Here is a 26,502-nt window from a genome sequence, read left to right as displayed (position 1 = left end):
GCGGGGGACGCGGCGCCGGATGCCGGGGGCGATCCGGGTGTCGCCCCCGAGGGGGTGGACGGGGAGCCGGCTCGGGTGCCGGACGGGTCCGCCGCTCCCCCGGTCGATCCCGCGCGTGCGGCGCCATCGGAGGCGGACAGGCCGCCACTCGAGGTGGAGGCCGCCGCGTGTGTGGTAGCTCCGCCGCCGGCACTCGACGACCCGCCTCCGGTGCTGGACGGGCCACCGGCGTTCGACGTACCACCCGTGTTGGAGGGGGCACCGGAACCACCGGCGTTGGACGAACCGCCCGATGTCGAGGACGCGGGGGCGGTCGAGACGGCGTTGGAAGTTGGTGCGGTGGAGGGGGTGTCGTGGGTTACGCCGCCCTGGATGCCGCTCTGCACCGGGGCGGTGGGCTCGGGTGCGCCGGCTTGCGGATGGTTGACCGTCGCGCCCCCGGTGTTGGTGTCCGCGCCGACGTGGGTTTGCGGGGCTGATCCGGAAGGGTTCGCCGGGCCGGGCTGGGTGGCGCCGGCCTGATCGGCGGGTGTGGCGCGATCGGTGGTGCGGGAATCGGTGGTTACCCCGCCACCGTTCTGACCGTTGGTTTCAGGGCGCGCGGTACTGCCGTCGCCGGTCAGGCGCGCGCCGGGGTCGCCGGTCGGTTCTCCGCCGCCGACCGAGGCCGGATGCGTGCGGGGGCTATCGGCGCCGCCCGGCGCGTGCGATCCGTCGGAGCCATTCGTTCCGCTGGTACCGGAATCATGACCGCCGCCGATCCCATCGACGCCCGGCGCATCCGGGCGCGAGCCGACGAGGGTGAGGTCGCGGGGATTGATCCCCGCCGACATGCGCGTGACCTTCGGTTCCCAAACACTGTGCGCCCCGGTGTGATTCACACCCGACAGCGCGCCCTGGAACATGCCGCCGGTGAGCATGCGCGGATCGAATTGGGTGTTCTTCAGGTTGTCGACGGCCTGGTCCCAGCCGTGCTGCGCCACGTCGAAACCGAACTGCGCGGCCGTCGCTCCGACGAAACCCGCACCGCCGCCGACCAATCCGGCGGTGGTGCCGGTGATCATGCCCGTCAGATAGCGGTTCATGCCACGCCGCCCGAGCGAATTCCCGAGCGCCCCGCCGATCGGGCCCGCGACCACGCCGCCGACGGCGGAGCTGATCGACGTCACGCCGACCTGAGTCCAGTTGACGCTCTTCCGGTGCCCGGTATCGACCTGATACTGCTGAATCCCGTAGTCCTGCAACGTGCCCAGCAGCGTGTTCATCACGATGTGGCGCATCGCGAACTTCACCACCGCGGTGATGCCCATCCGGGCCGCGATGGCGAGGATCCGATCCAGCGCCTCGCGGCCGATGATCCGCACCACGACACGCGTCATGGCGACGATCACCGCCTCCACCGCCGGGGCGGTCGGCGGCCAGAACCACGCGATGATGATCTCGGCGGCCGCCATCGCGATCGACGAATAGAACATCAGCTTCGTGTACTGGATCTCGGTGCCGGTTTCCTCGACCGAATCACCCAGCTGCTCGAAATGCTTCGCCAGATCCAGGATCGAATTGCCCGTGCCGTCGCCACTCGCCGGTGCGGCCAGCTTGTCGAACAGCTGCGCCATCTCGTCGCGCCCGTCGCCGTTCACATAGGCGGCCAGGGTCGCGGACTTGGCGTCGGTGATGGACGCGATCTGGTCGCGCAGGCCGGCGGCGGCAGTGCGCCAGTCCTCGGCCAGCGCCCACATCTGGTCCTCGTCGCCCTCGGGCCATTCCACGCCCACGAGGTAGCCGAGCCATTCGAGTTCCGAAGGCAGGTGGAGGGTCATACGCCGCTAAACCACCGGTGCGGGCGGAGTCACCATCCGGAATCGGTGGCCCCACCATGATTTCGCCGTGACTCATCCGAATCCGGCTCCGCGGCACGACGTTCCGGCGCCTTGGGCGGCGCGGTCGACACCACCGGCGGCTCCGGAATCCGCAACGCCTCGGACAGATCCGGCATGTCCGGCACCAGCTCCGACAGCCTGGGCAGCCGATTACGGTTCTGCGACACCGGGGCCATGATCTCCCGGCTGCGCCGCGCCACCTCCGCGGACGCCTGCTGTGCGGCCTCGGTCACCGCCTTCGCGATCTCGTGATAGTCCAGATCATCGATGTCCGAGGCGAATTTGGTCTCGATCACCGTGCCGTCCGCGTTGACGGTGACGGTCACCCGCTTGCCGCGCACGCTCGCGGACGCGGTGATCGCCGCCCGCTGCTGCTGCAACTGGGTGATGGTGCGCATCTGATCGCGGAAATCGTCGAGAATGTCCGAGAAATCGGCCTTGGCCCGTTCATTCACCATGATCGGCTCACTCGAACCCGTCGCCGTTGTCCTGATCCATCTGCTTCAGCTCGGCGGCGGCCTTCAACTGTCCGTCCGAGAAGTTACCGAAGGTCCCGGCCATATTGTGCGCGCCTTCGATGATGTTCTTCCGGCTGGCCAGATACCCCTGATCACCATTGGCGAAGTTGCCGCCGAGCGTGTCATTACCCCAGGGCGTCCCCCGCCCGCCGGCGGCGGAAGTCAGTGTGCTCACGACCTTTTCGATCCCGTCGCGCACCTTGTCCGTCTTACCGGCCGCCTTGGTCAACAGATCCTCGTAAGCTTCCAGCCGACCGCTCATGGGAGATGACCTTGTCAGGCGTGAGCGACCGGCTAGTTGCCGGAAAATTAACGGAGAGTGCTGATTCGGGCGCCGCTCACACCTCTATCTCGCCTCGCGATTCCATGAGCAGCAGTGTCTGCTCGATATGCCACTCGAACCGGTCGAGGACCTGCTTCGCACCGGCGCCGCGCGCCGTCAGCTCCGCAGCGCCCACCTCGATCAGGTACCGCCCGTCAGTGGGCAGATCGCGGAAGACCATGGTGCTCTGATGCATACCGCGCGGACCGAACTTCGACCTGCCCTGTAGCACCCGGATCGCACCGGTGAGCTCAGCGGGCCGGTTCCAGAAGGCGGCACTGCGGGTTTCGATGGAATCCTCGAAGGAGTCGAACGCGCCAGATCCCCGATAGCCGTCCGGTTCTGGTTGCTCGGTCACCAGCGTCACCGCCGGGCCGCGAGCCTCCTCGGCCGGCGGCAGGTACGCCAGCATCAATGTGGGCAGCTCCTCGGGCTCACACTCCATCATCGTGAATCCGCCACTGTGAAATACGGTTTCGCCGGGTGCCTGCACGATCAGGCACGCTCGCCGATCACGGCGGGCACCATGCACGCGGATCCGCTTGCGCGGATTGTCGAATTCACCGTCGCACCAGGCATGCACGACCAGGGCGATATCCGGCGCGACCACCGTATCGAAGATCGTGCCGAAGCCCGGACCCAGCTCGGAGTCCAGTTTGGCGTTGCACTCGAGGAGCTCACGCTCGTAGTCGTCCAGAAACCGTGTGGTGCTGGTGAACCGCAGCGGAGAGGGCAGCCTGCCGCCGCGGTACCTGTTGCACAGGGCCTTGAACTCGACGTCCGAGAACTCCCACCTCATGCCTCGACCACCGGGTCACCCTCGACGGCGGCCCCGATCGTGCGCCCGAGAGTCCGGATGAAGTCGACCTGCTCGGGTACGGCCTCCGCCGCGGCGTTCGCGGTTGCGGAGATCGGCACGGCATCCGCGACGGGCGAGCTACCCACCAGCGGCCGGCTGTGACCCTCGTCGAGTCCCGCGAGACCTCCGAACAAGTTGGTCAGGCCCGCCAAGGGCGAATTGGCCACAGCCGCCGCGGGCATGGCTGTCGCGACCCCGACCGCGGGGGCGGGGGCGACCCCACCCATCGGCGTGGTGTCGCCCGGCAGGCCGGCTGTCGGCGTCGGTGTCGGGGTGGTCCCGGACAGACCCAGCAATTGATTCAGCTGCGCCAGCTTCGTCGGATCCTTTTCGATCGTGGTGAACGCGGCCGTCAGCTTGTCTTCGGGCACGCCGAGCACAGTGGCCAAGGTCGACAGATCGGTCGATTGCAGAGACTGGAGCTGCTGCAGGATCGTCGGCAGCTGCTGTGCCAGCGCCGACGCCCCGCTCATCATCGCGCTCAGCGCGCTGCTGAGCTGCGACATGTCCGAACCACCCGAGCTGCCGCTCGACGTGCCCTGTCGCTGACCCGAATTCGGATTGCCAGAGTTGGGATTCGACCCGTTCGGGTTGGTGCCGTTGGGGTTCGTCCCATTCGGGTTCGTGCCGTCGGGGTTCGCTCCGTTCGGCTTCGTGCCGTCGGTGTTCGGCTTGTTCTCCAACGGAGGAATATTCGGAGTCTTCGGGCTGCCACCCGGACCCGCCGAGCCGCCACCGCCCGAACCGCTCGCGCCACCGCCCGAACCGCTGGGGCCGCCACCCGAACCGCTGGGGCCGCCCGGTGGCGTCTGTCGGTCACCCGGGGGCTGCTTGTCACCGGGGGGCTGCTTATCGCCCGGAGGCTGCTTGTCACCCGGGGGCTGCACCGCGGTCGGCGCCGGAACCACCGCCATCACCGAGGCGCAGTTCGTCACGCCCGTGACGTAGTCATCCTGGAAGTATTCACGCTCCTGGTCCAGGTCGTCATTGCCGCAGGTACCGGTGTCGCCGTCCTCATGGTCCGGCATGTCCACACAGGTGTCGTACATCCACTTGGCCGCGTATTCGAGGTTGGCCCCAACCTCTTTCATGGTCTCGACCAGCGGCTGCAGATCGGCGGCATACTGTTTGGCCGCGCCCTTCGCGCCATCCGCGCCCTGCCCGGACCAGTCCAGCGCCTGAATCTTGTTGTTGAATTCGCCTACACGCTTGTCCACTTCGCCGGACATGTACTTCCACACCGAGCCGGCGTCGAAGTAGTCGTTGTAACCGTTGATGTTCTGGCCCAGCTTGTACAGATCGGACCAGGACATGGAGTCCTTGTTCTCCATGTGGATGGTCAAGGGGTCGGTCTTCTTCCCTTTCCACGGATTCTTGACGTCGTCGTCGAAGTCGTGGTCGTGCGACAGCACACTGTCTTCCGGCTTCTTCAGACCGAGGTCCGTCGCCTTGTCGGGAATCGCGACTCCGGCCAGCTTGTCGAACGTCTCCTTCGAGAGGTTCTCGGCGTGCGCGTAGGTCCGCCCCGCGGCCCGGAAGTACTCGGCCATATCGGTCATGATGGCGATGTGCGTGTCGAAGGCCCTCAGTAGCGCCTGGCCCTGATCGTTGAACCCTCGCGTCAGCACGGCCGACGAGGACAGCTGTCCCCTGGTGAAATCCTTCAGGCCGGCGAGGTTGTTCGCGTCCGCGAATTGGCGGAACCCCCGCATCACACCCACCATGTCGGCGGCCGCCTGAGCGCCCTTCACTGCCTCGGTGGCATTGAACTTCAACGTCCCCGCTTCGGCCTGCGACCGTAGTCCCGCCCAAGCCGTGTTGTCATTTTTCTCAGGTGCCATCGCTAACTACTGTCGCTCCGCCCAGTTTCCAGCTATCCGTGCCAGCACAGCCTACTGTCGTGAACTCCCGGTGGCGCACAATGAAATTCGGGGCGTGCCTGCCTGCTCGACAATAGCCCCGAGGGTCCGGCGAGGCGATCTGGGATGATCGATATCCATGCGGGTACTGGTGCAGCGGGTCACATCGGCGCAGGTGAGCGTGGACGGCGAGGTCGTGGGTCGGATAGATCCGGCCGCTCACGGCGCACCCCAGGGATTGGTGGCATTGGTCGGTGTCACCCACACTGATTCCGAGGCCACCGCGAAAGCGCTGGCCGACAAACTGTTCCGGCTGCGGATTCTGGAGGGGGAGCGCTCGGCGGCCGATCTGGCCTCGCCCATTCTGGTGATCAGCCAGTTCACGCTGTATGCCGATACGGCCAAGGGGCGGCGGCCGTCGTGGAATGCGGCGGCGCCCGGAGCGGTCGCGGAACCGCTGGTGGATGCCTTCGCCGCGGCCTTGCGGGAACTCGGCGCGACGGTCGCCACCGGGCGGTTCGGGGCGCACATGCAGGTCGAACTCGTCAACGACGGGCCGGTCACCCTCCTGCTGGAGGGCTGACGTCCGCGCTCAGCGGACCCACTGGGAGGTCAGGCCCGCGACGATGGAGCCATCGAGATCCGAGAGGCTGTCGGCGACGAACGAGCGGGCGTAGTCCGAGGTTTGCCAGCGGAACACGACCGGGTAGGCGGTGAGGGCGGACATGACCACGTCGGCGACCTGAGCGGCGGTTTGGGCGGTGCTGTACGCGCCTCGGGTGCGGTTGATGTACGCCTGCAGGGCGGGGGCGTAGGGGCCGGCGGCGTCGATGGCGGCGGGGATGTCGACGCGGGCGTTGGTGACGAATTCCGTTGTCACCGCGCCTGGTTCGATGACACTCACACCGACACCGACGGTGGCGGCCACCGGCTCCAAGCTCTGCATGAAGCCTTCGACCGCGAACTTCGCCGCGCAGTAGGCCTCGTTGAACGGCTGGCCGACCGCGCCGCCGACACTCGTCACCGTCACCAGACGGCCCTTGGACGCGCGCAGGTGCGGCATGGCCACCTTGGTCACCTCGACCACGCCGAAGTAGTTCACCTCCATGGACCGGCGGATATCCGCCATCGGCAGGTGCTCGACCGTGCCCAGCACCGAGATCCCCGCATTGTTGACCACGGCGTCGAGGCGGCCGTAGTCCGCGACCACACCCGCCACGCAGTCGGCGATGGAGGCGGAGTCGGTGACATCCAGCTGCCGCACATCGGCCCCGGTGTCCCGGACCGGCCCGGCCTTGTCCGGATCGCGCAGCGTCGCGACGGTCTTGTACCCGGCCCGGACCGCCGCGGCGGCGACCGCCAGCCCGATACCGGTGGAAGTCCCGGTGATGAGAACAACCTTGTCGGCCATTGCCTCATAGAACCAGGGCCCGGGCCCGGCCCCGAGGTGCCACGCCCAAGGAATCGGCGGGCAGCGGCCCGGCCACCGGCCGGACTACTTCACGATTCGCGGGCCGGGGTCACCAGGGCGGCGATCAGGCCGATGCCGCCCAGCACAAGAATCACACTGGGCCAGAGCCAGCTGGTGGTCAGCACCAAGGCCAGCACGCCGAGCAGCAGGGTGAACGCGGCCAGGACCAGGCTGCGGATATCACGGTTCATGGCGTCACTTCCCGGACTTGAAGGAATTCGCGTGGCAGACAGCGCGAATGGAGACGGTGGCGGCGTCGAGCTCCTCGTCCTTGACCCAGTGGAAGCCCGAACCGGTGAACGCGGACAACTTCTTACTATCCGCGCGGACGCCCGACTGGTCGTCGCCGCGAAAGTTGCCGGCCGCGTCGCGCAGATCCTTGACCGAATGGGTCAGCTCGTAGCCCGACTTCTGCACCGCCGAAAGCTTGTCGCACAGTTCGGTTTTCCCGACCGGCCAGCTGGACACACACGAGATCACGAACGCGATCACGGCGATCACCGCGAACGCGTAGTTCCACCCGCGCACGGCCAGGCGACGGCCGAAGACCTTACCCGCCGACTCCGGCAGCCCCGGCACCAGCTGCTTCACCAGGAACTGGAACAGCAGGAAGTTCGGGAAGCTGTCGATCCCCTTGGTGATGCGGGTGTCCTCCCCCGCCTCGATGATCACCTGGCCGGCCTTCACCCGGAAGCCCCGAAGCTCCTGCAGCGCAAAGGTTTTCTTCTCCGTGCCCGCCTGCGTGGCGGTCAGCCACCACGGACCGAACTCCAGCTTCCCACCGGTGCGCAGCGTGTCGATCGCCGCCGCGGCCTGCCGCGACGCGATCTGCTCCACCAGCTGCGGACCCCACTCCTCCGGGCAGCACAACGCCTCGGTCAGCAGCATCTCCTCGCCCCGCACATCGGTCACCCGATAGTGGTGGGTGGTCCCGGTGTGCACCCCATTCCTGGTGTGCCGCACCACCTTCTGCCACACCCGCGCGGTGTCGTTGCGCACCACCCGGACCTGCTGCCCGCCCAGCACCACGACCGCGCCGTGCTCGTACAGATCCAGCCGCATCCCGATCTTGCGCCCCACGTGATGCTTGCGATGCTCCCCCAGCTGGAACTCCGCCGCGGTGTCTCCGATCCGCCGCATCAACTCCGGGTCATTGCCCACGTCGATCCCCAACCCCACGGACCCCTCCTAGCTCTATCCCGTTCGCGGCCAACCGTATCGGCAGCCCCGGGGTCGCGCCAGCCGGATTACCGCGCGAACGGGACGAACATGACCGCGCCCGCCACGAAGGCGTAGATGGCGCAAACGACCGCACCCGCCTCGGCGGGACCGAGGCGGGTGCGAAAGGGATTGCGGCGGAGGGTTACTCCGGGCGGAGCGTCAGGATGCGGGGGCCGTTCTCGGTCACCGCGACCGTGTGCTCCCAGTGGGCGGCACGGGAGCCGTCATCGGTGACGACGGTCCAATGATCGTCCAGCTCATGGGTTTCCGTGGTGCCGAGGGTGAGCATCGGCTCGATGGCCAGGACCGAGCCGACCCGCAGCTCGGGGCCCTTGCCGGGCGCGCCCTCGTTGGGCAGGAACGGATCCATGTGCATCTCGCGGCCGATGGCGTGGCCGCCGTAGCCGGAGACGATGCCGTACTTGCGGCCGTGCTCCTTCTCCGCGGCATAGGTGCCCTGCTCGATGGCGTGCGAGACGTCCGAGAGGCGGTTGCCGGGGAGCATGGCGGCGATACCGGCCTCCATCGAGAGCTTGGTCGCCTCGCTGAGCAGGCGGTCCGCCTCGATGATGGTGCCGACGCCGAAGGTCCACGCCGAGTCGCCGTGCCAGCCGTCGAGGATGGCGCCGCAGTCGATGGAGACCAGATCGCCCTCGGACAGGATGTCGTCCTTGGACGGGATGCCGTGCACCACACGGTCGTTCACCGACGAGCAGATCGAACCCGGGAACCCGTGGTAGCCCTTGAACGACGGGATCGCCCCGGCCTCACGGATCACCGACTCGGCCACCTCGTCCAGCTCCAGGGTCGAGACCCCGGGCTTCGCGGCGGCGCGCACCGCCACCAGCGCGCGGCCGACGATAGCGCCGGCCGCCGCCATGGCATCCAGTTCACCGGCGGTGCGGAAGGGCACCACCCGCTTGCTCTTACGGCCGAAGACCATTCAGCGACCCAGGGCCTTGAGCGCGTTCTCGTTGACCTCGGCGATCTCGCCGACGCCCTGGACCGACACGACCTGACCGTCGTAGTGCTCCAGCAGCGGCTCGGTCTCCTCGCGGTACACGCGCATGCGGTTGCGGATGACCTCTTCGGTGTCGTCGCCGCGGCCACGGGCCAGCATGCGCTCGACCACCACGTCCTCGTCGACCACGAAGGAGAGCACGGCGTCGAGTTCCTTGCCCATGCCCTTGAGCATCTTCTCCAGCGCCTCGGCCTGATCCACGGTGCGCGGGTAGCCGTCCAGGATGAAGCCGTTCACGGCGTCCGGCTCGGCGATGCGGGCCTCGACCATGCGGTTGGTCACATCCGACGGGACCAGGTTGCCCGCGTCGATGTAGCCCTGGGCTTCCTTGCCCAGCGCGGTCTGCTGGTCGATGTTCGTGCGAAACAGGGCTCCAGTGGAGATGTGCGGAACACCGAGCTTTTCGGACAACAGTTCGGCCTGGGTGCCTTTTCCGGCGCCGGGCGGTCCGAGCAGTACGAGTCTCACTTCAGGAACCCTTCGTAGTTTCGGTTCATCAACTGGCTCTCGATTTGTTTCACGGTATCGAGGCCGACGCTCACAATGATCAGCACCGCGGTACCACCGAACGGCAGATTCGTCACGCCGCCGGAGGCCCCGATCCCGAGGAGCAGGTTCGGCAGAACAGCGACAGCACCGAGGTAGATGGAGCCGGGGAGGGTGATCCGGCTCAGGACATAGTTCAGGTAATCGGCGGTCGGCTTGCCCGGCCGGTAGCCCGGGATGAAGCCGCCGAACTTCTTCATCTCGTCCGCGCGCTCCTCCGGATTGAAGGTGATCGCGACATAGAAGTAGGTGAAGAAGACGATCAGGGCGAAGTAGATCGCCACGTAGACCGGGTTGCTCGGGTTCACCAGATACTTCTGGATGATCTCCTGCCACTTGGCCGGATTACCCGTGCTCTTCTGAGTCAGCTGCGCCAGCAGGTTCGGCAGGTACAGCAGCGACGACGCGAAGATGACCGGGATGACACCCGCCTGGTTCACCTTCAACGGCAGATAGGTCGAGGAGCCGCCGTACATCTTCCGGCCGACCACGCGCTTGGCGTACTGCACCGGAATCCGGCGCTGGCCCTGCTCGACGAAGATGACGCCGACGATGACCACCAGGGCGGCCGCGCAGACCAGGGCGAAGATGCCCACGCCGCGGCTGTCCCAGATCATCTTGCCCTCGGAGGGGATACGGGCGGCGATGCCCGCGAAGATCAACAGCGACATGCCGTTACCGATGCCGCGCTCGGTGATCTGCTCACCGAACCACATGACCAGGGCCGCGCCCGCGGTCATGACCAGCACGATGATGATCATGCCGAAGATCGAGGTGTCGTCGAGAATGTCCTTGGGGCAGCCACGCAGCAGCTGACCGCGGGAGGCGAGCGCGACCAGACCGGTCGACTGCAGGATCGCCAACGCCACGGACAGATAGCGCGTGTACTGGGTCATCTTGTTCTGACCCGCTTGACCCTCTTTTCGCAGTTCCTCGAACCGCGGGATCACGACGGTCAACAGCTGGATGATGATGCTGGCCGTGATGTACGGCATGATGCCGATCGCGAACACGGACAGCTGCAGCAGCGCGCCGCCGGAGAAGAGGTTGATCAGCTGGTAGATACCGGCGGAATCACCGCCGTTGACCAGATTGACGCACTCTTGAACGTTCTTGTAACTGACGCCCGGCGAGGGCAGCGACGCACCGAGCCGGTAGAGCGCGATCAGTCCCAGCGTGAAGAGAATCTTCCGCCGTAAGTCCGGGGTCCGGAAAGCCGACACGAAGGCGGAAAGCACAGATCCTCCTGGCTAACGACATAGGTCAGGCCACGGATTCAGCGAGAGAACGCCGATAACCATGACGGTGTTGGCAGACAACACTTGAACTTTAACAGCGGCACCGGGCGAGCTCGCGACTCGCCCGGTGCCGTTGCTACTTCAGGTTACCGTCAGGCCAGCTCGGTGGCAGTGCCACCCGCCGCGACGATCTTCTCCTTGGCGGAGCCGGAGAACTTGTCAGCCGAAACCTGCACGGCCACAGCGATTTCACCCTCGGCGAGCACCTTCACGAGCTCGTTCTTGCGAACGAGACCCTTGGCGACCAGCTCGGCCTTGCCGATGGCGCCGCCCTCGGGGAACACGCGAGCGATGTCACCGACGTTCACGACCTGGTACTCGGTGCGGAACGGGTTGGTGAAGCCCTTGAGCTTGGGCAGACGCATGTGAATCGGCATCTGACCGCCCTCGAAGCGGACCGGGACGTTCTTGCGAGCCTTCGTACCCTTGGTACCGCGGCCCGCGGTCTTACCCTTGGAGCCCTCACCGCGACCCACACGGGTCTTCTCGGTCTTGGCACCCGGGGCAGGACGCAGGTGGTGCAACTTGATGGTCATGCTTAGACCTCCTCAACTTCCACGAGGTGGCGCACGACGTTGATCAGGCCGCGGTTCTGCGCGTTGTCCTCACGCACCACGACCTTGCGGATGCCGCGCAGCCCGAGGGTGCGCAGCGAATCCCGCTGATTCGACTTGGCGCCGATGCTGGACTTGATCTGGGTGACTTTCAGCTGTGCCATATCAGGCTCCCTGTCCCGCGCGCGCACGCAGCATGCCGGCCGGGGCGACGTCCTCGATCGGCAGACCGCGGCGAGCGGCGACCTCTTCGGGACGCTGCAGCATCTTGAGAGCCGCAACGGTGGCGTGCACGACGTTGATGGCGTTGTCGCTACCGAGCGACTTGGCCAGAACATCATGGATGCCGGCGCATTCCAGCACGGCACGGCACGCGCCACCGGCGATCACACCGGTACCGGGCGAAGCCGGACGCAGCATGACGACACCGGCGGCCGCCTCACCCTGAACCGGGTGGGTGACCGTGGAGCCGATCATCGGAACGCGGAAGAAGTTCTTGCGAGCCTCTTCGACACCCTTCTGGATGGCCGCGGGAACTTCCTTGGCCTTGCCGTAGCCGACGCCGACGAGACCGTTGCCGTCACCGACGATCACGAGGGCGGTGAAGCTGAAGCGACGACCACCCTTCACGACCTTGGAGACACGGTTGATCGCGACGACGCGCTCGAGCTGGTTCTTCTCGGCGGCATTGTCCCGACGATTGTCGTCGCGACGGCCACGGCCGCCACCACGCTGATCGCGGTTGTCGTTGCCACTGTTCTGTCCGGCGGGACCGTTGCTTCCGCCGTCACGCCGCTGACGTCCCGGCATCAGACGTTCCCTTCGTTCGCAGTGTTGATCATCAGAACTTCAGCCCACCTTCACGGGCGGCGTCGGCGAGAGCCGCGATACGGCCGTGGTAGTCGTGACCACCACGGTCGAACACGACCGCCTCGACGCCGGCAGCCTTGGCGCGGGCGGCGATGAGCTCGCCGACCTTGGCGCCCTTGGCGGACTTGTCACCCTCGACGGCACGCACATCGGCCTCGATGGTCGACGCGGCGGCAATGGTCTTGCCGGCGGAGTCGTCGATCAGCTGAGCGTGGATGTGGCGCGAGGAGCGGTTGACCACCAGGCGCGGACGCTCGGTGGTGCCGACGACCTTCTTGCGCAGACGGAAGTGACGACGCGTCTTCGACAGGCGGCGCGAGGTCGAGGCGTCCTTGCCGATCGGCTTACGAGCGGCCTTCTGCTTTTCGGTTTGTGCCATGGCTTACTTACCCGTCTTTCCGACCTTGCGGCGAACGACCTCGCCGGCGTAGCGGATGCCCTTGCCCTTGTACGGGTCGGGCTTGCGCAGGCCGTGGATCACCGCGGCGATCTGGCCGACCTTCTGCTTGTCGATGCCGGACACCGAGAACTTGGTCGGGGACTCCACCGCGAAGGTGATGCCCTCGGGGGCGTCGACCGGAACCGGGTGGCTGTAGCCCAGGGCGAACTCGAGGTTCGAGCCCTTGGCGGCGACACGGTAACCGACGCCGAAGATTTCCATCTTCTTCTCGTAACCCTTGGTGACACCCTCGATCATGTTGTTGATCAGGGTGCGGGTCAGGCCGTGCAGCGAGCGGTTCTGACGCTCGTCGTTCGGACGAACGACCTCGAGCTCACCGGACTCCGCGCGGGTGACGGTGATCGGCTCGGCGACAACGTGGGACAGGGTGCCCTTGGAACCCTTGACCGTCACGTTCTGGCCGTCGATGGTCACCTCGACGCCGGCGGGAACCGGGATCGGCTTCTTACCGATACGCGACATTGTTCCTACCTCCCTTACCAGACGTAGGCGAGGACTTCGCCGCCCACGCCCTGCTGCTTGGCCTGACGGTCAGTGAGCAGACCGGAGGACGTGGAGATAATCGCCACGCCGAGGCCGCCGAGCACCTTGGGCAGGTTGGTGGACTTCGCGTAAACCCGGAGGCCCGGCTTCGACACGCGGCGCACACCCTGCAGGGAGCGCTCACGGCTCGGGCCGTACTTCAGGTCGACGATCAGGGTCTTGCCGACGGTCGCGTCTTCGGTGCGGAAGTCGGCGATGTAGCCCTCACGCTTGAGGATCTCGGCGATGTTCGCCTTGAGCTTCGAGTGCGGAGCCTTCACCTGATCGTGGTACGCCGAGTTGGCGTTGCGCAGACGGGTCAAGAAGTCTGCGATGGGATCAGTCATGGTCATGTGTTTGACCGGTACCTTCCTGCCGCGGTTCCCATTCAGCACCGTCTGAGATCGGCGGTCGTGGGCCTACGACAATTCGAGGCGGTCCAGCCGGGATTGCCCGACCGGATGATTCGCTTGTGCCACGGAGCAACGCCGCACGCGCGAACGTGTGCGGACACAGCTGTGCCCGAGCAACCGGTCTAGTGTAGACAACCCCTGATCAGCGACCAAATCGAGGTCCGCGTCACAGCAATGGGGCGCGCCGGGTCAGTGGGGCGCGCCGAGGCAGTAGACCTTCGGCATGATCTCGCCGGCCTGTTGATAGGAGTAGCTGGCGATCGAGCCCGCGACGCGGTCGCAGAAGGATTTGTCGAGGACCGAGCTGAGGATCTTGTACTTGGCGTCGGCGGCGGCGCAGCCGGTGATCTCGACGTCGTTGGCGCCGGTCTTCTTCAGGCAGTCGCCGACCTTCGCGTTGTCGATCGTGCGGGTCGCGTCGGAATCCTTTGCGATCAAACAGAATACGATGCCGGTGCCGAACGCGCCGATGCCCTTCTTGGCCTTGAGCAGGTAGCTGTAGGTGGTCTGGGTGCCCGCGACGTTCTTGCAGGCCGAATCCGTCATGAACTCGGAACCGTCCGGGCGGGCCAGGACGCGGTAGACGGCCGCGGGGTCGGTGCACGGCGCCTTCTGCACGGCACCGCCCTTGGTGTCGGTGAGGCAGTCGCCCTTCTGGGCGGCGTTCGCGGCGCGGGCCGGATCAGCGCCCTTGATCCCGACGCAGATCGAGCCGCTGCCCTTGTCCGTATAGACGTACTCGGTACCCGGCACATCCACGCACCGGTCGTGGGCCTTGCCGCTGCCGGCGCGGTCGAGCACGACGAAGCCGGCGTCCGAGGACGAGCACGACACCTTGTCGAAGCCTTCGTCACCGCTCTTCTTCAGGCAATCACCCTGCGAGACATTGTTCGCGGAGCCATCGATCAGCCCGCACCCGCCGGTGAACAAGGCCAGCAACACGGCCGACACGGCCACGATCCAGCGCATCCGGAACCCACCCCCGATTAGAAACCGTCATTTCCGACGAATCGTCACGCTAGCGTGCCCACGCACCGACGGCCAATCGCGGCGGCGCTCAACCCATTCGGCGGCTGCTCATTTCAGCTGGGCCCACAACCACCAGCTGACGTACAGATCGTCGAATGTTCGCCCCGGGGCCGAGGCCTCGACCAGCATGGTCTGGCCGTCGAGTTCCGTGCCCGGGTAGGAGGCCATGACGAAGTTGGCCGACGGGTCGGTGGGGCGCAGGAGAGCCATTGAGCTGCCGGGGGTTTCGCGGTCGCGGACGCGGACCGTGTGGGCGTCCAGGTAGGTTCTCAGGTCGGCCGGGTTCGCGTATTCGGTGAATACGGTGGTGAGGTCGTCGGGGTCGTCACAGATGATCTGCCGCAGCGGGACCGGGTCTCCCGGCCGCACGGTGATGGAACCCACGGCCGCGCAGTGGGCCCCGGCCCAGCCCGTGCCGCTCGGTTTCGACGGGATCATTTGATAGAAGGTCCTGGAGAGCGACCAGTAGTCGCCCCAGGAGTCGGTTTTCTCCTCCGGCGGCATGGGCTCCACCAGGTGCGCGAGTTTCCAGCAGACCGCCGCGATACCAAGGCCGATCACGGCCGATACCGTCAGCGCCACGGAGATGAACAGCACGGCGAGGCGGCGGGAGGATCCCGGGGTGATGCCGCGGGGCCCGGCGCGCTGCGGGTCCAGGTCTTCGGCCATCGATGTCCCCCCAACCCGCCGTGGGGGCACCGGAACCGGACCGATGCCCTGATCGGGCAAACCTACAGGACCCGCCCATCGGGGAGGATTCCCGGGCGGAAGGGCTCCACGCCGACGGTGCGGTGGATGCGATCGGGCTCGATCAGGACAGCGACCCGCGTCTCGCCGTCGATCAGCCAGGGGAAGGTTTCGGTGTTCAGGTACTTCTGAGCGAGGCGGTCCATGACGTGGACGGCCTCCTGCCCCTCGATGAATCCGACTGCGCGGCCACGGATCTCGACCCGGTCGTAGGGCTGTTCGGGGTCGAAGCTGGACAGGGACAGGCGCGGGTCACGGCGCAGGTTCTGCTCCTTGACGCGACCCACGGAGGTGTTCATCACGATGTGCTCTGTGCCGTCGATGGTTTCGAGCCCCACCCACATGGGAGTCAGCTGGGGAGAGCCGTCCTCGTTCAGGGTGCCGACTGTCCAGAACCGGGGCTCCGCGAGCCATTTGCGAACGTCCCCAACAACTTCGACCGGCATGCCTGTGCGTCCTTCCACTCGAGCGAACTCGAGTGTAGGTCGCGGACGGCCGCCGATCGCGGCACTTCGGCGATCAGGACGCGGGCGCGGTGGGGAAGCACATGACCAGCCAGCCCGAGGCGGCGGGAATCAGGGATTCGCGCCAGAGCGTCATGGTGGCGGTGGCCGGGGACCAGACTCGGCGGTCGCTCTCGGGGCGGCGGACGTAGACGTCGCCGGTGGCCCAGAAGCGGCGGAAATCCGGGTGGCGAGCGGACAATTCGCGGACGATGTCAGCGGTGACCCCGATGTCATCGGTGGCTCCGAGGCTGGGCGCGGCGACGTAGTAGTGGCGCAGGATGCCGACCATGTACGCGGCCTCGGTCTGCCAGTCGGGCAGCACCATCCGGGACCGGGGGTCCCCGAACAGCCAGTGGGCGATGCTGGGCGCCTCGGCGATACCGGCCAGGAGCCGACGATATTGGTCGTTCGCGGCGGCCACGCCCCAATTCACCACCCAGGCAGCGGGAATGGAGGTGAGCTGGTCGAGCAGCGCCGACATGTCGGCGGCGGAGGCGGCCCCGCCGAGCGCGAAACCGGGGCGGCCACCGAGGGCGCGCAGATGCTCGCGCTCATGTTCGTTATCGCAGACGGCGTCCGCGAGCGCCGACAGCGCGCGGTCCCCCACGCTGACCTTGTCGCCCTGCTCGAGCTTCTGCACGGTGCCGATACCGAGGTGCGCGTGCTGCGCGAACTCGCGCTGCGTCCAGCCGCGACGCAGTCGCAGGCGCTTCACGAACGCCGCCAGCGAGGGCATTTCGACGTCGACCTCGGTGTCGAAGTGCATGTGTGAACCCTTTGCGGCCGTGCGAGATCGAGCTCCCCCAGATTGGGGGTAGAGCGCACGACGCTACCACCAGGTTGGGATAGCTCCTGATCTTGCTCCCGGGATCGGCCGATTGACAGGATTGACCCTCGGTGGCGCCCTGGCCGTCATTGGAGGGGAGGGTCAGGTCGCCGCCGAAACGTGCGGGTCAACGGCGACCTGAACACCGAAGGCCCCTACCGGGGACGAATCCCGATGGGGGCCTTACGGTCTGCTAGGCTCCCCGGTCTGACACATGGGGGAGGGACCGGCTGATGCCCGGAAAGCTGAGGCGATTGATTCGGCCCTGAGGTCGTGGCATCCGCGACAAGACGCCGAAGGCCCCCACCGGGACGAATCTCGGTGGGGGCCTTCGGTTATGAAAGTGTCAGCTCACCAGGAGCCGAGACTCACCAGGACGACTTGTGGACGCCCGGGAGCTCGCCGCGGTGGGCCATCTCGCGCAGGCACACGCGGCACAGGCCGAACTTGCGGTACACCGCGTGCGGACGACCGCAGCGCTGGCAGCGGGTGTAGGCGCGCACCGCGAACTTCGGCTTGGCGTTGGCCTTGTTGATCAGAGCCTTCTTAGCCATGGATCAGTTCTCCTTGAACGGGAAGCCGAGGTGCTTGAGCAGCGCGCGGCCTTCTTCGTTGTTGGTCGCGGTGGTCACCACGGTGATGTCCATACCACGCGGACGGTCGATCTTGTCGACGTCGATCTCGTGGAACATCGACTGCTCGGAGAGACCGAAGGTGTAGTTGCCGTGGCCGTCGAACTGCTTCGGCGAGAGACCGCGGAAGTCGCGGATACGCGGAAGAGCGATCGAGATCAGACGGTCCAGGAACTCCCACATGCGGTCGCCGCGCAGGGTGACCTTCGCGCCGATCGGCATGCCCTCACGCAGCTTGAACTGCGCGATGGACTTGGTGGCCTTGCGGATCTCGGGCTTCTGGCCGGTGATCAGGGTGAGGTCGGCGACCGCACCGTTGATCAGCTTCGCGTCACGGGCGGCGTCACCGACACCCATGTTCACGACGACCTTCACGACGCCCGGGATCTGCATCACGTTGGCGTAGTTGAACTCATCGTTCAGAGCCGACTTGATTTCCTCGCGGTAGCGGGTCTTCAGACGGGGCTGAACCTTGTTCTCGGTAGAAGTCATCTCAGATGTCCTTCCCGTTGCGACGGGAGATGCGGACCCGCTTGCCGTTCTCATCGGTGCGGTAGCCCACGCGGGTCGGCTTGCCGTCGGAGTCGACGACCATCACGTTGGAGGCCTGGATCGGCGCTTCCTGAGTGACGATGCCGCCCGAGCTGGCGCCACGCTGGTTCGCGGAATCCGCGACGTGCTTCTTGATGCGGTTCACGCCCTCGACGAGGACCTTGCCGGTCGCCGGGAAGGCCTGGATGACCTTGCCCTTGGCGCCCTTGTCCTTACCCGAGATCACGATGACCGTGTCGCCCTTGTGCACCTTCATGGTTACAGCACCTCCGGGGCCAGCGAGACGATCTTCATGAAGCGCTTCTCACGCAGCTCACGGCCGACCGGGCCGAAGATGCGGGTGCCACGCGGATCGTTGTCCGCCTTGATGAGCACCGCGGCGTTCTCGTCGAACTTGATGTACGAGCCATCCGGGCGACGGCGCTCCTTGACGGTGCGCACGACGACGGCCTTGACGACCTCGCCCTTCTTGACGTTGCCGCCGGGGATGGCGTCCTTGACAGTGGCGACGATGATGTCGCCGATGCCGGCATAGCGACGCGACGAACCACCGAGCACGCGGATGCAGAGGATTTCCTTCGCACCCGTGTTGTCGGCGACGCGCAGTCGCGACTCCTGCTGAATCACTTCAGCTCCTCCTAGACCTGGACGAAATGCACGCCGGATTGCCGACCCGACGGGCATGGTCAGTTGCCCTTGCGACGCGCGCCTGCCAGCGGTTTTTCACCAAACTGGGAGAACAACCACTGTGGGTTCGCGGCCGAAGTGCGGGCATAGCTCCCGCAGGCAACCGCAACAGTCTAACGAAGGCCCAGGTCGAACCCAAATCAGGGGGTTCGGCGCGGATTCAGGGGTTCCTCAGCCCGGTCCACTAGCGTCGGCGCGAGCGACGTACGAGCTATCCCGATTATCCGGTAGAGGAGATTCGCGTTGACTTCCGAGCGTCCTGGTCTCGACCGCCGTGGCTTCCTGATCGCGCTGGGCCTGGTGCCCGCCGCGGCCGTGCTGGCCTCCTGCAACAAGAACGACGCCAAGGCCGGGAAACCGACCACGCTGATCGGGCCCGATATGGCCGGATCGGATCCGGCGATCCGGCCCCAGGACGACCTGTACCGGTTCGTCAACGGGACATGGCTGCGCGAGTACCAGCTGCCGCCGGACAAGTCGTCCTTCGGCACCTTCGACGAGGTGCAGGAACGGGTCGAGCAGCAGCTCAAGGAGATCATCGAGGGAATCCGCGACCCGAAGAGCGGATCCGACGCGCAGAAGATCCGCGACCTCTACGACGGGCGCATGGACAAGGACGCCATCGAGCAGCTCGGCATCACGCCGCTCAACGATCTGTTCGAGCAGATCGACCGGGCCGCGACCAAGGCCGATCTCGCGAAGGTGATGGGCGCGCTGCCCGGGGTCGGGTTGATCGGCCTCGGGGTGGGTCCCGACCCGAAGGACTCCAACGCCTACCTGCCCGGGATCTCGCAGGCGGGGCTCGGGCTGGACGAGCAGTATTACCGCAAGCCCGAGAACGCCGACAAGCTCGCCAAATACCGGACCTACATGCAGCGCATCGCGGCCGGAGCCGGGTTCGCCGACCCCACCGCGCTGGCCGACCGCGTCGTCGATCTGGAGCAGCGGATCGCCGGATTCCATTGGGACAATGTGAAACTGCGCGACACCGACGCCACCTACAACCTGAAGACGTGGGCCGAGCTGACCGCGCTGGGGCCGCAATTCGATTGGGACCCGTGGCTGGCGGGCACCACCGATCGGCCCAAGGACCTGTTCGGCAAGGTCAATGTGGGCGAGCCGTCGTTCGTCACCGGCGCGGCGCGACTGTGGGCCGAGGTCGACATCCCCGCCTGGCGCGAATATCTGAAGCTGGCGCTGGTGCGCGGCTTCGCCACCTATCTGCCCAAGGCCATCGCCGACCCGAACTTCGACTTCTTCGGCCGGGAGATGGCGGGCCTGCAGCAGCGGCCCGAACTGTGGAAGGCCGCGGTGTCCACGGTGAACGGGGTGGTCGGCGAGGCGCTCGGAAAACTCTACGTGGACAAGCACTTCCCGCCCGAGGCGAAGCAGCGGGCGCTGGAGATGGTCGACGATCTGCGGGCGGCCTACCGCGACAACTTCAAGAACTCGACCTGGATGTCGCCGCCCACCCGGGCGGCGGCCATCGCCAAGCTGGAGAAGATCGACGCCAAGATCGGCTACCCGGACAAGTGGGAGGACTACGGCAAGCTCACCGTCACCCGTGGCCGCCTGGTCGAATCCCTGCGCGCCTCCGAGGCATTCGACGCCAAGCGCATGTTCGACCGGCTGGGGACGCCGGTGGACAAGCCGGAGTGGGGCATGCCGCCGCAGACGGTGAACGCCTACTACAACCCCAGCGGCAACGAGATCGTCTTCCCCGCGGCGTTCCTGCAGCCGCCGTTCTTCGACCCGAACGCCGCGCCCGCGGTGAACTACGGTGCGGGCGGCGCGGTCATCGGCCACGAGATCGGGCACGGCTTCGACGATCAGGGCGCCAAGTACGACGGGGACGGGAACCTGAAGGACTGGTGGACGGCGGAGGACAAGGCCGCCTTCCAGGCCAAGACCGAGCAGATCATCGCGCAGTACAACGCGTTGGTGCCGGAGGGTCTGCCCGCCGATCAGCATGTGAACGGTGAGCTCACCGTCGGCGAGAACCTGGCCGACCTGCGCGGACTGGAGATCTCGCTGGCCGCCTACCGCATGGTCCAGCAGCGCGCCGGGACCGCGACGCCCGACTACCGGCCGATGTTCGAATCCTGGGGCCGGACCTGGCGGACCAAGATGACCGATCAGGCGCTCGAACAGCAGCTCGCCAATGATCCGCACTCGCCCGCGGAATTCCGGTGCAACCAGGTGGTGCGCAATCTCGGCGAGTTCTACAGCACCTATGACGTGAAGCAAGGCGACAAGGCGTACCTGCCGCCGGACCAGCGCGTCACCCTCTGAGCGATCAGCCCGGGCGACCGGGCGGCTCGCGACACCCCGCGCGGGGCTGCCTTCCCCGGTAGCCTCGCGTCGGTATCGCAGCTTCACGAGAGGTAGTGCCTGTGACTTCGTCGGGTTCGGCGCGCGTGGACCGTCGCGCATTCCTGATCGCCCTCGGGCTGGTTCCCGCCGCGGCCGCCCTGGCCGCCTGCGGCAGCGGTACGACGGCGAAAACGTTGACGGGACCGGATCTTTCGGGAGCCGACGAGGCGGTCCGCGTGCAGGACGACCTGTACCGGTACGTCAACGGCAAGTGGCTGCGGGAGTACCAGCTGCCGCCGGACAAGCCGGCCTACGGCGCGATCAGCGAGGCCAATGAGCGCACGCTGAACCAGCTGCGGGAGATCATCGACGGGATCAAGGACCCGGAACCGGGTTCGGACGCGCAGAAGATCCGCGATCTCTACGACGCGCGCGTCGACTGGGACACCGTCGAGAAGCTCGGAATGTCGCCGTTGCAGGAGCTGTTCGACCAGGTCGACAAGGCCGCGACCAAGCCCGATCTGGCGAAGGTGATGGGCGCGTTGCCGATCGGCGGGCTGATCGGGATCGGCGTCAGCATCGACCGCAAGAACTCCAACGCCTACATCCCCGGGATCTCGCAGTCCGGGCTCGGGCTGGAGGAGGACTACTACAGCAAGCCGCAGTACGCCGAGAAGCTGAAGGGGTATCGGGTCTATTTGGAGGCGATCGCCAAGGGCGCCGGGTTCGCCGATCCGAGCGGAATGGCGCAGCGGATCCTCGACCTGGAGACCCGCATCGCGGCCGTCTTCTGGGACCGGGTGCGCCGCCGCGACGCCGACGCCTCCTACAACCGCATGACCTGGCAGCAGCTGACCGAACTCGGCCGCGGCTTCGACTTCGAGCCGTGGCTGGCCGGGTGCACCGACCGACCCAAGGACCTGTTCGCGGAAGTGATTGTCGCGCAGCCCTCCTATATCACCGCGGCCGGGCAGATCTGGGCCGACACCGATATCGCGATCTGGCGCGACTATCTGAAACTGTCGGTGGTCCGCGCCTACGCGCCGTACCTGCCGATCGCGATCAACGACGCCTACTTCCAGTTCGCCGGACGGGTCATGCGCGGACAGCAGGAGCGGCAGGAACGCTGGAAGTACGGCGTCAACCTGGTGAACTCCTCGCTGCCCGAATCGCTGGGAAAGCTGTACGTGGACAAGCACTTCCCGGCCTCGGCCAAGGACGAGGTCAAGCGGATGGTGGACGATCTGCTGAACGCCTACCGGGAGAACTTCCGCACCTCGGCCTGGATGACGCAGCCCACCCGGGACGCGGCGCTGGCCAAACTGGACAAGATGCGGGTCAAGATCGGGTACCCGGACAAGTGGGACGACTACTCGAAGTTGACCGTCACCCGCGGCAAGCTCGTCCAATCCCTGCTCGCCATCAACGCTTTCAACAACAAGAAGGACTGGGACCGGCTCGGCAAGCCGGTCGACAAGTCCGAATGGGGCATGAGCCCGCAGACCGTCAACGCCTACTACTCGCCGCCCAACAACGAGATCGTCTTCCCCGCCGCGTATCTGCAGCCGCCGTACTTCGACAAGGACGCGCAGCTGGCGGTGAACTTCGGCGCGGTGGGCGCGACCATCGGCCACGAGATCGGGCACGGCTTCGACGATCAGGGGCGCAAGTACGACGGCGACGGCAATCTGCGGGACTGGTGGACCCCGGAGGACAAGGCCGCCTTCGAAGCCCGCGCGGCCAAGGTGGTCGCCCAGTTCGACGGCCTCGTGCCCGAAGGGGTTTCGCCCGAGAACAAGGTGAACGGCAAACTCACGCTCGGTGAGAACCTGGCCGACCTGCGTGGACTCCAGATCGCCCTGGCCGCCTACCGCCTCGCCGAGAAGCGCGCGGGCAACGACAACCCGGACTACCGCACCATGTTCCTGTCCTGGGCCCGGGGCTGGCGTGCGAAGCAGACCCCCGAGCTCACCGCCGAGGGCCTGTCCGACACCCACTCCCCCGACGAATTCCGCTGCAACCAGGTGGTCCGCAACCTGCCGGAGTTCTACAGCACCTTCGGCGTCACCTCCGGCGACAAGCTCTTCATGCCCGAGGACCAGCGCGTCACCTTCTGACCCGCCCGGACCCGGCCGCTCAGGCCGGGTCCGTCAACTCCCGGGGCGCGGCCTGGCGCCACGAGTCGGTGACGATGGCCTCCAGCTCGTCGCGATCGTCCAAGGCGGCCAGGCGCACCCGGACCCAGGCGTTGCCCGCCTCGTGCGGCGCGATCCAGAACTTGTCCGGCTCGGCCTGCACCAGTTCGTCGCGGTCGGCGATCGGGCAGCGGACGGCCATCGAGGTCTCGTTCTCCGGCAGGGTCAGGAACAGTTTCCCCGCGACCCGGAAGGTCGGCATCTGCCATTCGAACTGCTCGGACGTGCGCGCCAGCGAAAGCGCCACCGCCCGAACCTCATCCCCGGTCACCGTCATGCGATCGATCCTCCCAGGCCGGTCCGACAACCGGGTCAGGCGGCGGGGGTGCCCAGGATGACGCTGCCCACGTTGCACTCCTCCAGTTCGGAGACGCCGGTGGCGGCGGTGAAGGCGGCCGTGTCGGAGAAGCCCTGGGCCACCGTGCCCAGACCCATGGCGGTGGCCGCCAGGTACAGGGTCTGCATGAGGACGCCCACGTGTTTGAGCATATTGGCGTAGGCGACCGACTCGTAGGACCACATGACCCGGCCCGCGCGCGCCGAGATCAACAGCAGCAGTTGGGGTTCGGACGCGTTGGCCAGGGTCGCCGTCGTGGTGCGGAGCAGGCGCTCGACCTCGGGGGAATCGGCGGGGGCCACGGGGCGCAGGACGTGGTCGAAGGAGTCGTAGTGGTACATGGCCGGGGGCAGGCCCTCGACATGGCGGACCACCGGGTAGAGCTCCAGTTCGTGGACGCCGCCGCCCGAAGGGTAAGGGCGGGACGGGAGTTCGCCGCCGTCCGGAGTCCGCTCCACCGATCGGGTCCGGGCGGTGCGGAAGAGCAGTTCCGCCAGCTGGGCCACGGTGATGGGGTTGCTGTCGTCGAAGGCGCGGCAGGAGCGGCGGTCCTCGAGGGCGGCGGTCAGCGACGGGTCCGAGGCGCGCAGCGCGGCCAGATCGGGGGCCGGGAGCGCGATCGGGTCGCCCGGGTAGGCCGGGCGGTGCGCGGGCAGCCGGGGGAATTCGTCCTTGGCCCACGCCGTCGGGCCGAAGTTGTCCCAGGTGACCGTGCGCGAGCCCAGCGTGCTGCGGCGGTGGAACCACAGGTCGGGGGCGCTCCAGCTGCGGGTGGTGAAGTCGGCGGCCTCGGTGGACGGGTCGGCGGTGAAGCCGCCCCAGGCCAAGTCGGCGGCGATGCGGGCCGAAAGGTGTTCGGGCAGGCCGAGTTCGGACGCGCTCGCACCGGCCGCCAGCGCGAGCAGGCGCGGGTCGTGGACGCGCAGGTCGCACCAGGAGGTGGGGTGTTCGAGCACCAGGCCCTCCGAATCACGGTGGATCACCGTGAATTTCGAGAGGGGGGCCACCGCCACGCCGGACGGACGGGCGGGCGGGGTGGCGAAGGGGCGCAGGGTGTAGAGGTCCCGATCGCCGTCGCGGACGGTGACCTCCAGCCAGCCCGCCCCGGTCAGGCGATCGAGCAGCGGTGTCACCGCATCGGCTTCGGGCTCCAGCTGGGTGAGGGTCGCCGGGCCGCGGTTGAGGGTCTCGAGGGCCTGGCTCTGGGGTGCGGTCAGGCCCGTCAGCTTCTCGTTGCGGGGCGGGTCGAGCAGGACCGCGCCGCCCGGCATCGTCAGGCAGGTGACGCCGGGGCGCAGCGCGTAGCGGTGGTCGGCGCGGGTCATTTGGCGGCGTTGGCCAGGGCCGGCTCGAGCTTGTCGAGCAGGTACGGCAGGGCCAGCGGGGTGGGCTGGTTGACGGCGCTGATCTCCTGGACGGTGAGGAAGACGATCGAGTTCTTCTTCACCGAGGGCAGGTCGTTGTACCCCGGCAGGGCGCGGTACTTCTCGTCCAGGCCGGGCGAGTAGCCCGCCAGCAGCAGGTCGGAGTTCAGTTCGTCGAGGCGCTCCGGCGACAGGGCCAGGCGGCCGCCGTTGCCGCCCTGGTCCACCAGGCGCTGCGGGATGGTCATGCCGAGCTGGGTGAACAGGCGGCTGGAGCCGTCCTTCGGATCGGTGAGGACCATCAGCTGCGCCGGCCCGGCCAGCCAGGAGCTGATGAAGGTCTTGCCCTTCAGGCCCGGATTGCGTTGCGCGATACCGTCGATGCGGCCGTTGAGGTCGGCGACCAGCTGGTCGGCGGCGGCGGTCTTGTGCAGCACCTGACCCAGCGCGTGCACCTGGTCGGCCCACGGGGTCACGGCCTCCTTGCTGAGGCCGGGCAGGGTGGGCGCGACCTTGGACAGGTCGCCGTAGGTCTTGGCGTCGGCGATGAACGGGTCGGCCAGGATCAGATCCGGGTTCAGCGCCGCCACCTGTTCGGCCAGATTGCCGGTGGTCGAGAGCGCCTTGGACTGCGACAGCGCGGCCGGCTCCCAGGGCGGGGCGCCCTTGCTGAGCACCGCGATGTTGTCGATGTAGCCGACCGGGGTGACGCCGAGCGCCTGCGCGGTGTCGAGCCACTGGTTGCCCAGGGCGACGATGCGGGCCGGGGTGCCCTCGACGGTGGTCTGGCCGTGCGCGTGGGTGATGGTGACCGGGGCGCCGCCGCCGGAGGCGGTGTCGTCGGAGCTGGATCCGCAGGCCGTGAGCCCGAGCGTGAGCAGGCCTGCGACCGCTGCCAGGGCGGCCCTTGCGGTGAACGACCGCGACTTCATCGTGCTCTCCTGTCTGCTCTGCCCGACCGGATCGACCGAGCGTGCCCGGTCGAAACGGCCGAGCGGTAGGTGAGCCTAGCCTAATTTTCTCCCGAATCGCAGACCGTTGTCGCCGATTCGATCCCCGAAGGGGTGGCCGATCGTGCTCTTCATCGATTAGGTTAGGGTTGCATAAGTTAGTACCCGGGGGTTTGGAACGATGGAGCGTGCGGTGCCGGATTCTCTGTCCGCCGTCGAGCGTCACCGGCTCGCGGACGAATGGGCCAATGGGGTCGAACTGTACGACGTCCCCTCGGTCTCCATGCTCATCGACTGCGGACGCCGCGTGCCGTCGCTGCGCACCGCCGTCCGCTGCGGCGGGCACATCCTCACCTACGCCGAACTCTACGAGCGGCTCGACGGCGGCGTCACCGGCACGGCCGGGCCCACCCTCGACGATCTGGCCCGCGTCCTCTGCGATATCGCCAGCGCCGCCGAATTCGGCACGGTGCTGGCCGAACTGGGCCCCGCGGGCACCGGCCTGCAGCGGGGGGGGGGGGCCGCGGCCGCCGACGACCGCCGCGCGGTG

32 protein-coding genes are annotated in these 26,502 nt (G+C 67.1%); 4 read left to right on the top strand and 28 right to left on the bottom strand.

What is annotated here, in order from left to right; translation table 11 throughout:
- The 5 genes from ACWELJ_RS23900 to ACWELJ_RS23880 form a co-directional block, all read right to left on the bottom strand.
- Positions 1–1,820, bottom strand: a 1,820-nt coding sequence (locus tag ACWELJ_RS23900; protein WP_452368358.1) for a WXG100-like domain-containing protein, incomplete at its 3' end; no start/stop codon positions are given.
- Positions 1,821–1,849: 29 nt separating this feature from the next.
- The gene (locus ACWELJ_RS23895; RefSeq protein ID WP_452368357.1) at positions 1,850–2,338 is read right to left on the bottom strand and encodes a YbaB/EbfC family nucleoid-associated protein; all 489 of its coding nucleotides are present in this window, start codon (positions 2,336–2,338) and stop codon (positions 1,850–1,852) included.
- A gap of 7 nt (positions 2,339–2,345) precedes the next feature.
- A complete protein-coding gene (locus ACWELJ_RS23890; protein WP_452368356.1) occupies positions 2,346–2,660 on the bottom strand; it encodes a hypothetical protein in 315 nt (104 codons plus the stop codon).
- Between the two features lie 76 nt (positions 2,661–2,736).
- The gene (locus tag ACWELJ_RS23885) at positions 2,737–3,519 is read right to left on the bottom strand and encodes an ESX secretion-associated protein EspG (protein ID WP_452368355.1); all 783 of its coding nucleotides are present in this window, start codon (positions 3,517–3,519) and stop codon (positions 2,737–2,739) included.
- Complete coding sequence (locus tag ACWELJ_RS23880) at positions 3,516–5,420, bottom strand: hypothetical protein (protein WP_452368354.1); 1,905 nt, start codon at positions 5,418–5,420, stop codon at positions 3,516–3,518. Before ACWELJ_RS23880 ends, ACWELJ_RS23885 begins: the two co-directional genes overlap by 4 nt.
- Before the next feature lie 157 nt (positions 5,421–5,577).
- On the opposite strand from ACWELJ_RS23880, the gene dtd reads away from it, so the two are divergent.
- Complete coding sequence (dtd, locus tag ACWELJ_RS23875) at positions 5,578–6,021, top strand: D-aminoacyl-tRNA deacylase (protein ID WP_452368353.1); 444 nt, start codon at positions 5,578–5,580, stop codon at positions 6,019–6,021.
- Positions 6,022–6,030: 9 nt separating this feature from the next.
- On the opposite strand, the gene ACWELJ_RS23870 is transcribed toward dtd, so the two are convergent.
- The 20 genes from ACWELJ_RS23870 to rplN form a co-directional block, all read right to left on the bottom strand.
- Entirely contained in the window at positions 6,031–6,849 is an 819-nt protein-coding gene (locus tag ACWELJ_RS23870; RefSeq protein WP_452368352.1) for an SDR family NAD(P)-dependent oxidoreductase, read from the bottom strand.
- A gap of 89 nt (positions 6,850–6,938) precedes the next feature.
- Positions 6,939–7,100: a hypothetical protein gene (locus ACWELJ_RS23865; RefSeq protein WP_452368351.1), complete on the bottom strand. Its 162-nt coding sequence runs from the start codon at positions 7,098–7,100 to the stop codon at positions 6,939–6,941.
- Between the two features lie 4 nt (positions 7,101–7,104).
- Positions 7,105–8,088, bottom strand: coding sequence for a DUF6585 family protein (locus tag ACWELJ_RS23860; protein ID WP_452368350.1), 984 nt, complete (start codon positions 8,086–8,088; stop codon positions 7,105–7,107).
- Positions 8,089–8,272: 184 nt separating this feature from the next.
- Complete coding sequence (map, locus tag ACWELJ_RS23855) at positions 8,273–9,073, bottom strand: type I methionyl aminopeptidase (RefSeq protein ID WP_452368349.1); 801 nt, start codon at positions 9,071–9,073, stop codon at positions 8,273–8,275.
- Entirely contained in the window at positions 9,074–9,619 is a 546-nt protein-coding gene (locus ACWELJ_RS23850; protein ID WP_452368348.1) for an adenylate kinase, read from the bottom strand.
- Positions 9,616–10,935: a preprotein translocase subunit SecY gene (gene secY / locus ACWELJ_RS23845; RefSeq protein WP_452368347.1), complete on the bottom strand. Its 1,320-nt coding sequence runs from the start codon at positions 10,933–10,935 to the stop codon at positions 9,616–9,618. Before secY ends, ACWELJ_RS23850 begins: the two co-directional genes overlap by 4 nt.
- Before the next feature lie 152 nt (positions 10,936–11,087).
- Positions 11,088–11,531, bottom strand: a complete 444-nt coding sequence (rplO, locus tag ACWELJ_RS23840) for a 50S ribosomal protein L15 (RefSeq protein WP_452368346.1) — start codon at positions 11,529–11,531, stop codon at positions 11,088–11,090.
- Between the two features lie 2 nt (positions 11,532–11,533).
- Positions 11,534–11,713 carry a 50S ribosomal protein L30 gene (gene rpmD / locus ACWELJ_RS23835; RefSeq protein WP_452368345.1) on the bottom strand — a complete coding sequence of 60 codons (180 nt, stop codon included), beginning with the start codon at positions 11,711–11,713 and terminating at the stop codon, positions 11,534–11,536.
- Between the two features lies 1 nt (position 11,714).
- Positions 11,715–12,359: a 30S ribosomal protein S5 gene (gene rpsE / locus ACWELJ_RS23830; protein WP_452368344.1), complete on the bottom strand. Its 645-nt coding sequence runs from the start codon at positions 12,357–12,359 to the stop codon at positions 11,715–11,717.
- A gap of 31 nt (positions 12,360–12,390) precedes the next feature.
- A complete protein-coding gene (gene rplR, locus ACWELJ_RS23825; protein WP_452368343.1) occupies positions 12,391–12,798 on the bottom strand; it encodes a 50S ribosomal protein L18 in 408 nt (135 codons plus the stop codon).
- A gap of 3 nt (positions 12,799–12,801) precedes the next feature.
- The gene (rplF, locus tag ACWELJ_RS23820) at positions 12,802–13,341 is read right to left on the bottom strand and encodes a 50S ribosomal protein L6 (RefSeq protein ID WP_452368342.1); all 540 of its coding nucleotides are present in this window, start codon (positions 13,339–13,341) and stop codon (positions 12,802–12,804) included.
- 14 nt (positions 13,342–13,355) lie between these two features.
- On the bottom strand, positions 13,356–13,754 hold the full coding sequence (rpsH, locus tag ACWELJ_RS23815; protein ID WP_364605592.1) for a 30S ribosomal protein S8: 399 nt from the start codon (positions 13,752–13,754) through the stop codon (positions 13,356–13,358).
- 249 nt (positions 13,755–14,003) lie between these two features.
- The gene (locus ACWELJ_RS23810) at positions 14,004–14,783 is read right to left on the bottom strand and encodes an LppU/SCO3897 family protein (RefSeq protein ID WP_452368341.1); all 780 of its coding nucleotides are present in this window, start codon (positions 14,781–14,783) and stop codon (positions 14,004–14,006) included.
- A gap of 108 nt (positions 14,784–14,891) precedes the next feature.
- Positions 14,892–15,512, bottom strand: coding sequence for a hypothetical protein (locus ACWELJ_RS23805; protein WP_452368340.1), 621 nt, complete (start codon positions 15,510–15,512; stop codon positions 14,892–14,894).
- Positions 15,513–15,574: 62 nt separating this feature from the next.
- Complete coding sequence (locus tag ACWELJ_RS23800) at positions 15,575–16,036, bottom strand: PPOX class F420-dependent oxidoreductase (RefSeq protein WP_452368339.1); 462 nt, start codon at positions 16,034–16,036, stop codon at positions 15,575–15,577.
- Positions 16,037–16,109: 73 nt separating this feature from the next.
- The gene (locus ACWELJ_RS23795) at positions 16,110–16,862 is read right to left on the bottom strand and encodes a helix-turn-helix transcriptional regulator (RefSeq protein WP_452368338.1); all 753 of its coding nucleotides are present in this window, start codon (positions 16,860–16,862) and stop codon (positions 16,110–16,112) included.
- A 428-nt stretch (positions 16,863–17,290) separates the two neighbouring features.
- The gene (locus ACWELJ_RS23790) at positions 17,291–17,476 is read right to left on the bottom strand and encodes a type Z 30S ribosomal protein S14 (protein ID WP_029923637.1); all 186 of its coding nucleotides are present in this window, start codon (positions 17,474–17,476) and stop codon (positions 17,291–17,293) included.
- A 3-nt stretch (positions 17,477–17,479) separates the two neighbouring features.
- Positions 17,480–18,046 (bottom strand): 50S ribosomal protein L5, encoded by a 567-nt coding sequence (rplE, locus tag ACWELJ_RS23785; RefSeq protein ID WP_452368337.1) that lies wholly within the window; start codon positions 18,044–18,046, stop codon positions 17,480–17,482.
- 1 nt (position 18,047) lies between these two features.
- Complete coding sequence (rplX, locus tag ACWELJ_RS23780) at positions 18,048–18,362, bottom strand: 50S ribosomal protein L24 (protein ID WP_357089127.1); 315 nt, start codon at positions 18,360–18,362, stop codon at positions 18,048–18,050.
- Between the two features lie 2 nt (positions 18,363–18,364).
- Positions 18,365–18,733: a 50S ribosomal protein L14 gene (gene rplN / locus ACWELJ_RS23775; RefSeq protein WP_033090674.1), complete on the bottom strand. Its 369-nt coding sequence runs from the start codon at positions 18,731–18,733 to the stop codon at positions 18,365–18,367.
- Between the two features lie 303 nt (positions 18,734–19,036).
- Here rplN and ACWELJ_RS23770 point away from each other — a divergent pair, with 303 nt between their 5' ends.
- Together ACWELJ_RS23770 and ACWELJ_RS23765 are read left to right on the top strand one after the other, a co-directional pair.
- Positions 19,037–21,085, top strand: coding sequence for a M13 family metallopeptidase (locus tag ACWELJ_RS23770; RefSeq protein WP_452368336.1), 2,049 nt, complete (start codon positions 19,037–19,039; stop codon positions 21,083–21,085).
- Positions 21,086–21,186: 101 nt separating this feature from the next.
- Positions 21,187–23,223 carry a M13 family metallopeptidase gene (locus ACWELJ_RS23765; protein ID WP_452368335.1) on the top strand — a complete coding sequence of 679 codons (2,037 nt, stop codon included), beginning with the start codon at positions 21,187–21,189 and terminating at the stop codon, positions 23,221–23,223.
- A 19-nt stretch (positions 23,224–23,242) separates the two neighbouring features.
- Here the strand turns inward: ACWELJ_RS23765 and ACWELJ_RS23760 are convergent, their stop codons facing one another.
- The 3 genes from ACWELJ_RS23760 to ACWELJ_RS23750 are packed head-to-tail and all read right to left on the bottom strand — an operon-like array spanning position 23,243 to position 25,934.
- Complete coding sequence (locus tag ACWELJ_RS23760) at positions 23,243–23,578, bottom strand: MmcQ/YjbR family DNA-binding protein (RefSeq protein WP_452368334.1); 336 nt, start codon at positions 23,576–23,578, stop codon at positions 23,243–23,245.
- Positions 23,579–23,613: 35 nt separating this feature from the next.
- Positions 23,614–24,963 carry a SagB family peptide dehydrogenase gene (locus ACWELJ_RS23755; protein WP_452368333.1) on the bottom strand — a complete coding sequence of 450 codons (1,350 nt, stop codon included), beginning with the start codon at positions 24,961–24,963 and terminating at the stop codon, positions 23,614–23,616.
- Complete coding sequence (locus tag ACWELJ_RS23750) at positions 24,960–25,934, bottom strand: ABC transporter substrate-binding protein (RefSeq protein ID WP_452368332.1); 975 nt, start codon at positions 25,932–25,934, stop codon at positions 24,960–24,962. The genes ACWELJ_RS23755 and ACWELJ_RS23750 overlap by 4 nt, the downstream gene beginning before the upstream one ends.
- A gap of 211 nt (positions 25,935–26,145) precedes the next feature.
- Between ACWELJ_RS23750 and ACWELJ_RS23745 the strand changes: the two genes are divergently transcribed.
- Positions 26,146–26,502: hypothetical protein (locus ACWELJ_RS23745; RefSeq protein ID WP_452368331.1), on the top strand; the 357-nt coding region annotated here is incomplete at its 3' end.

Source organism: Nocardia sp. NPDC004582 (genome assembly GCF_053602115.1).
The sequence above is the reverse complement of the archived record's forward strand: the minus strand, read 5'-3'. Positions and strand labels throughout refer to the sequence as shown.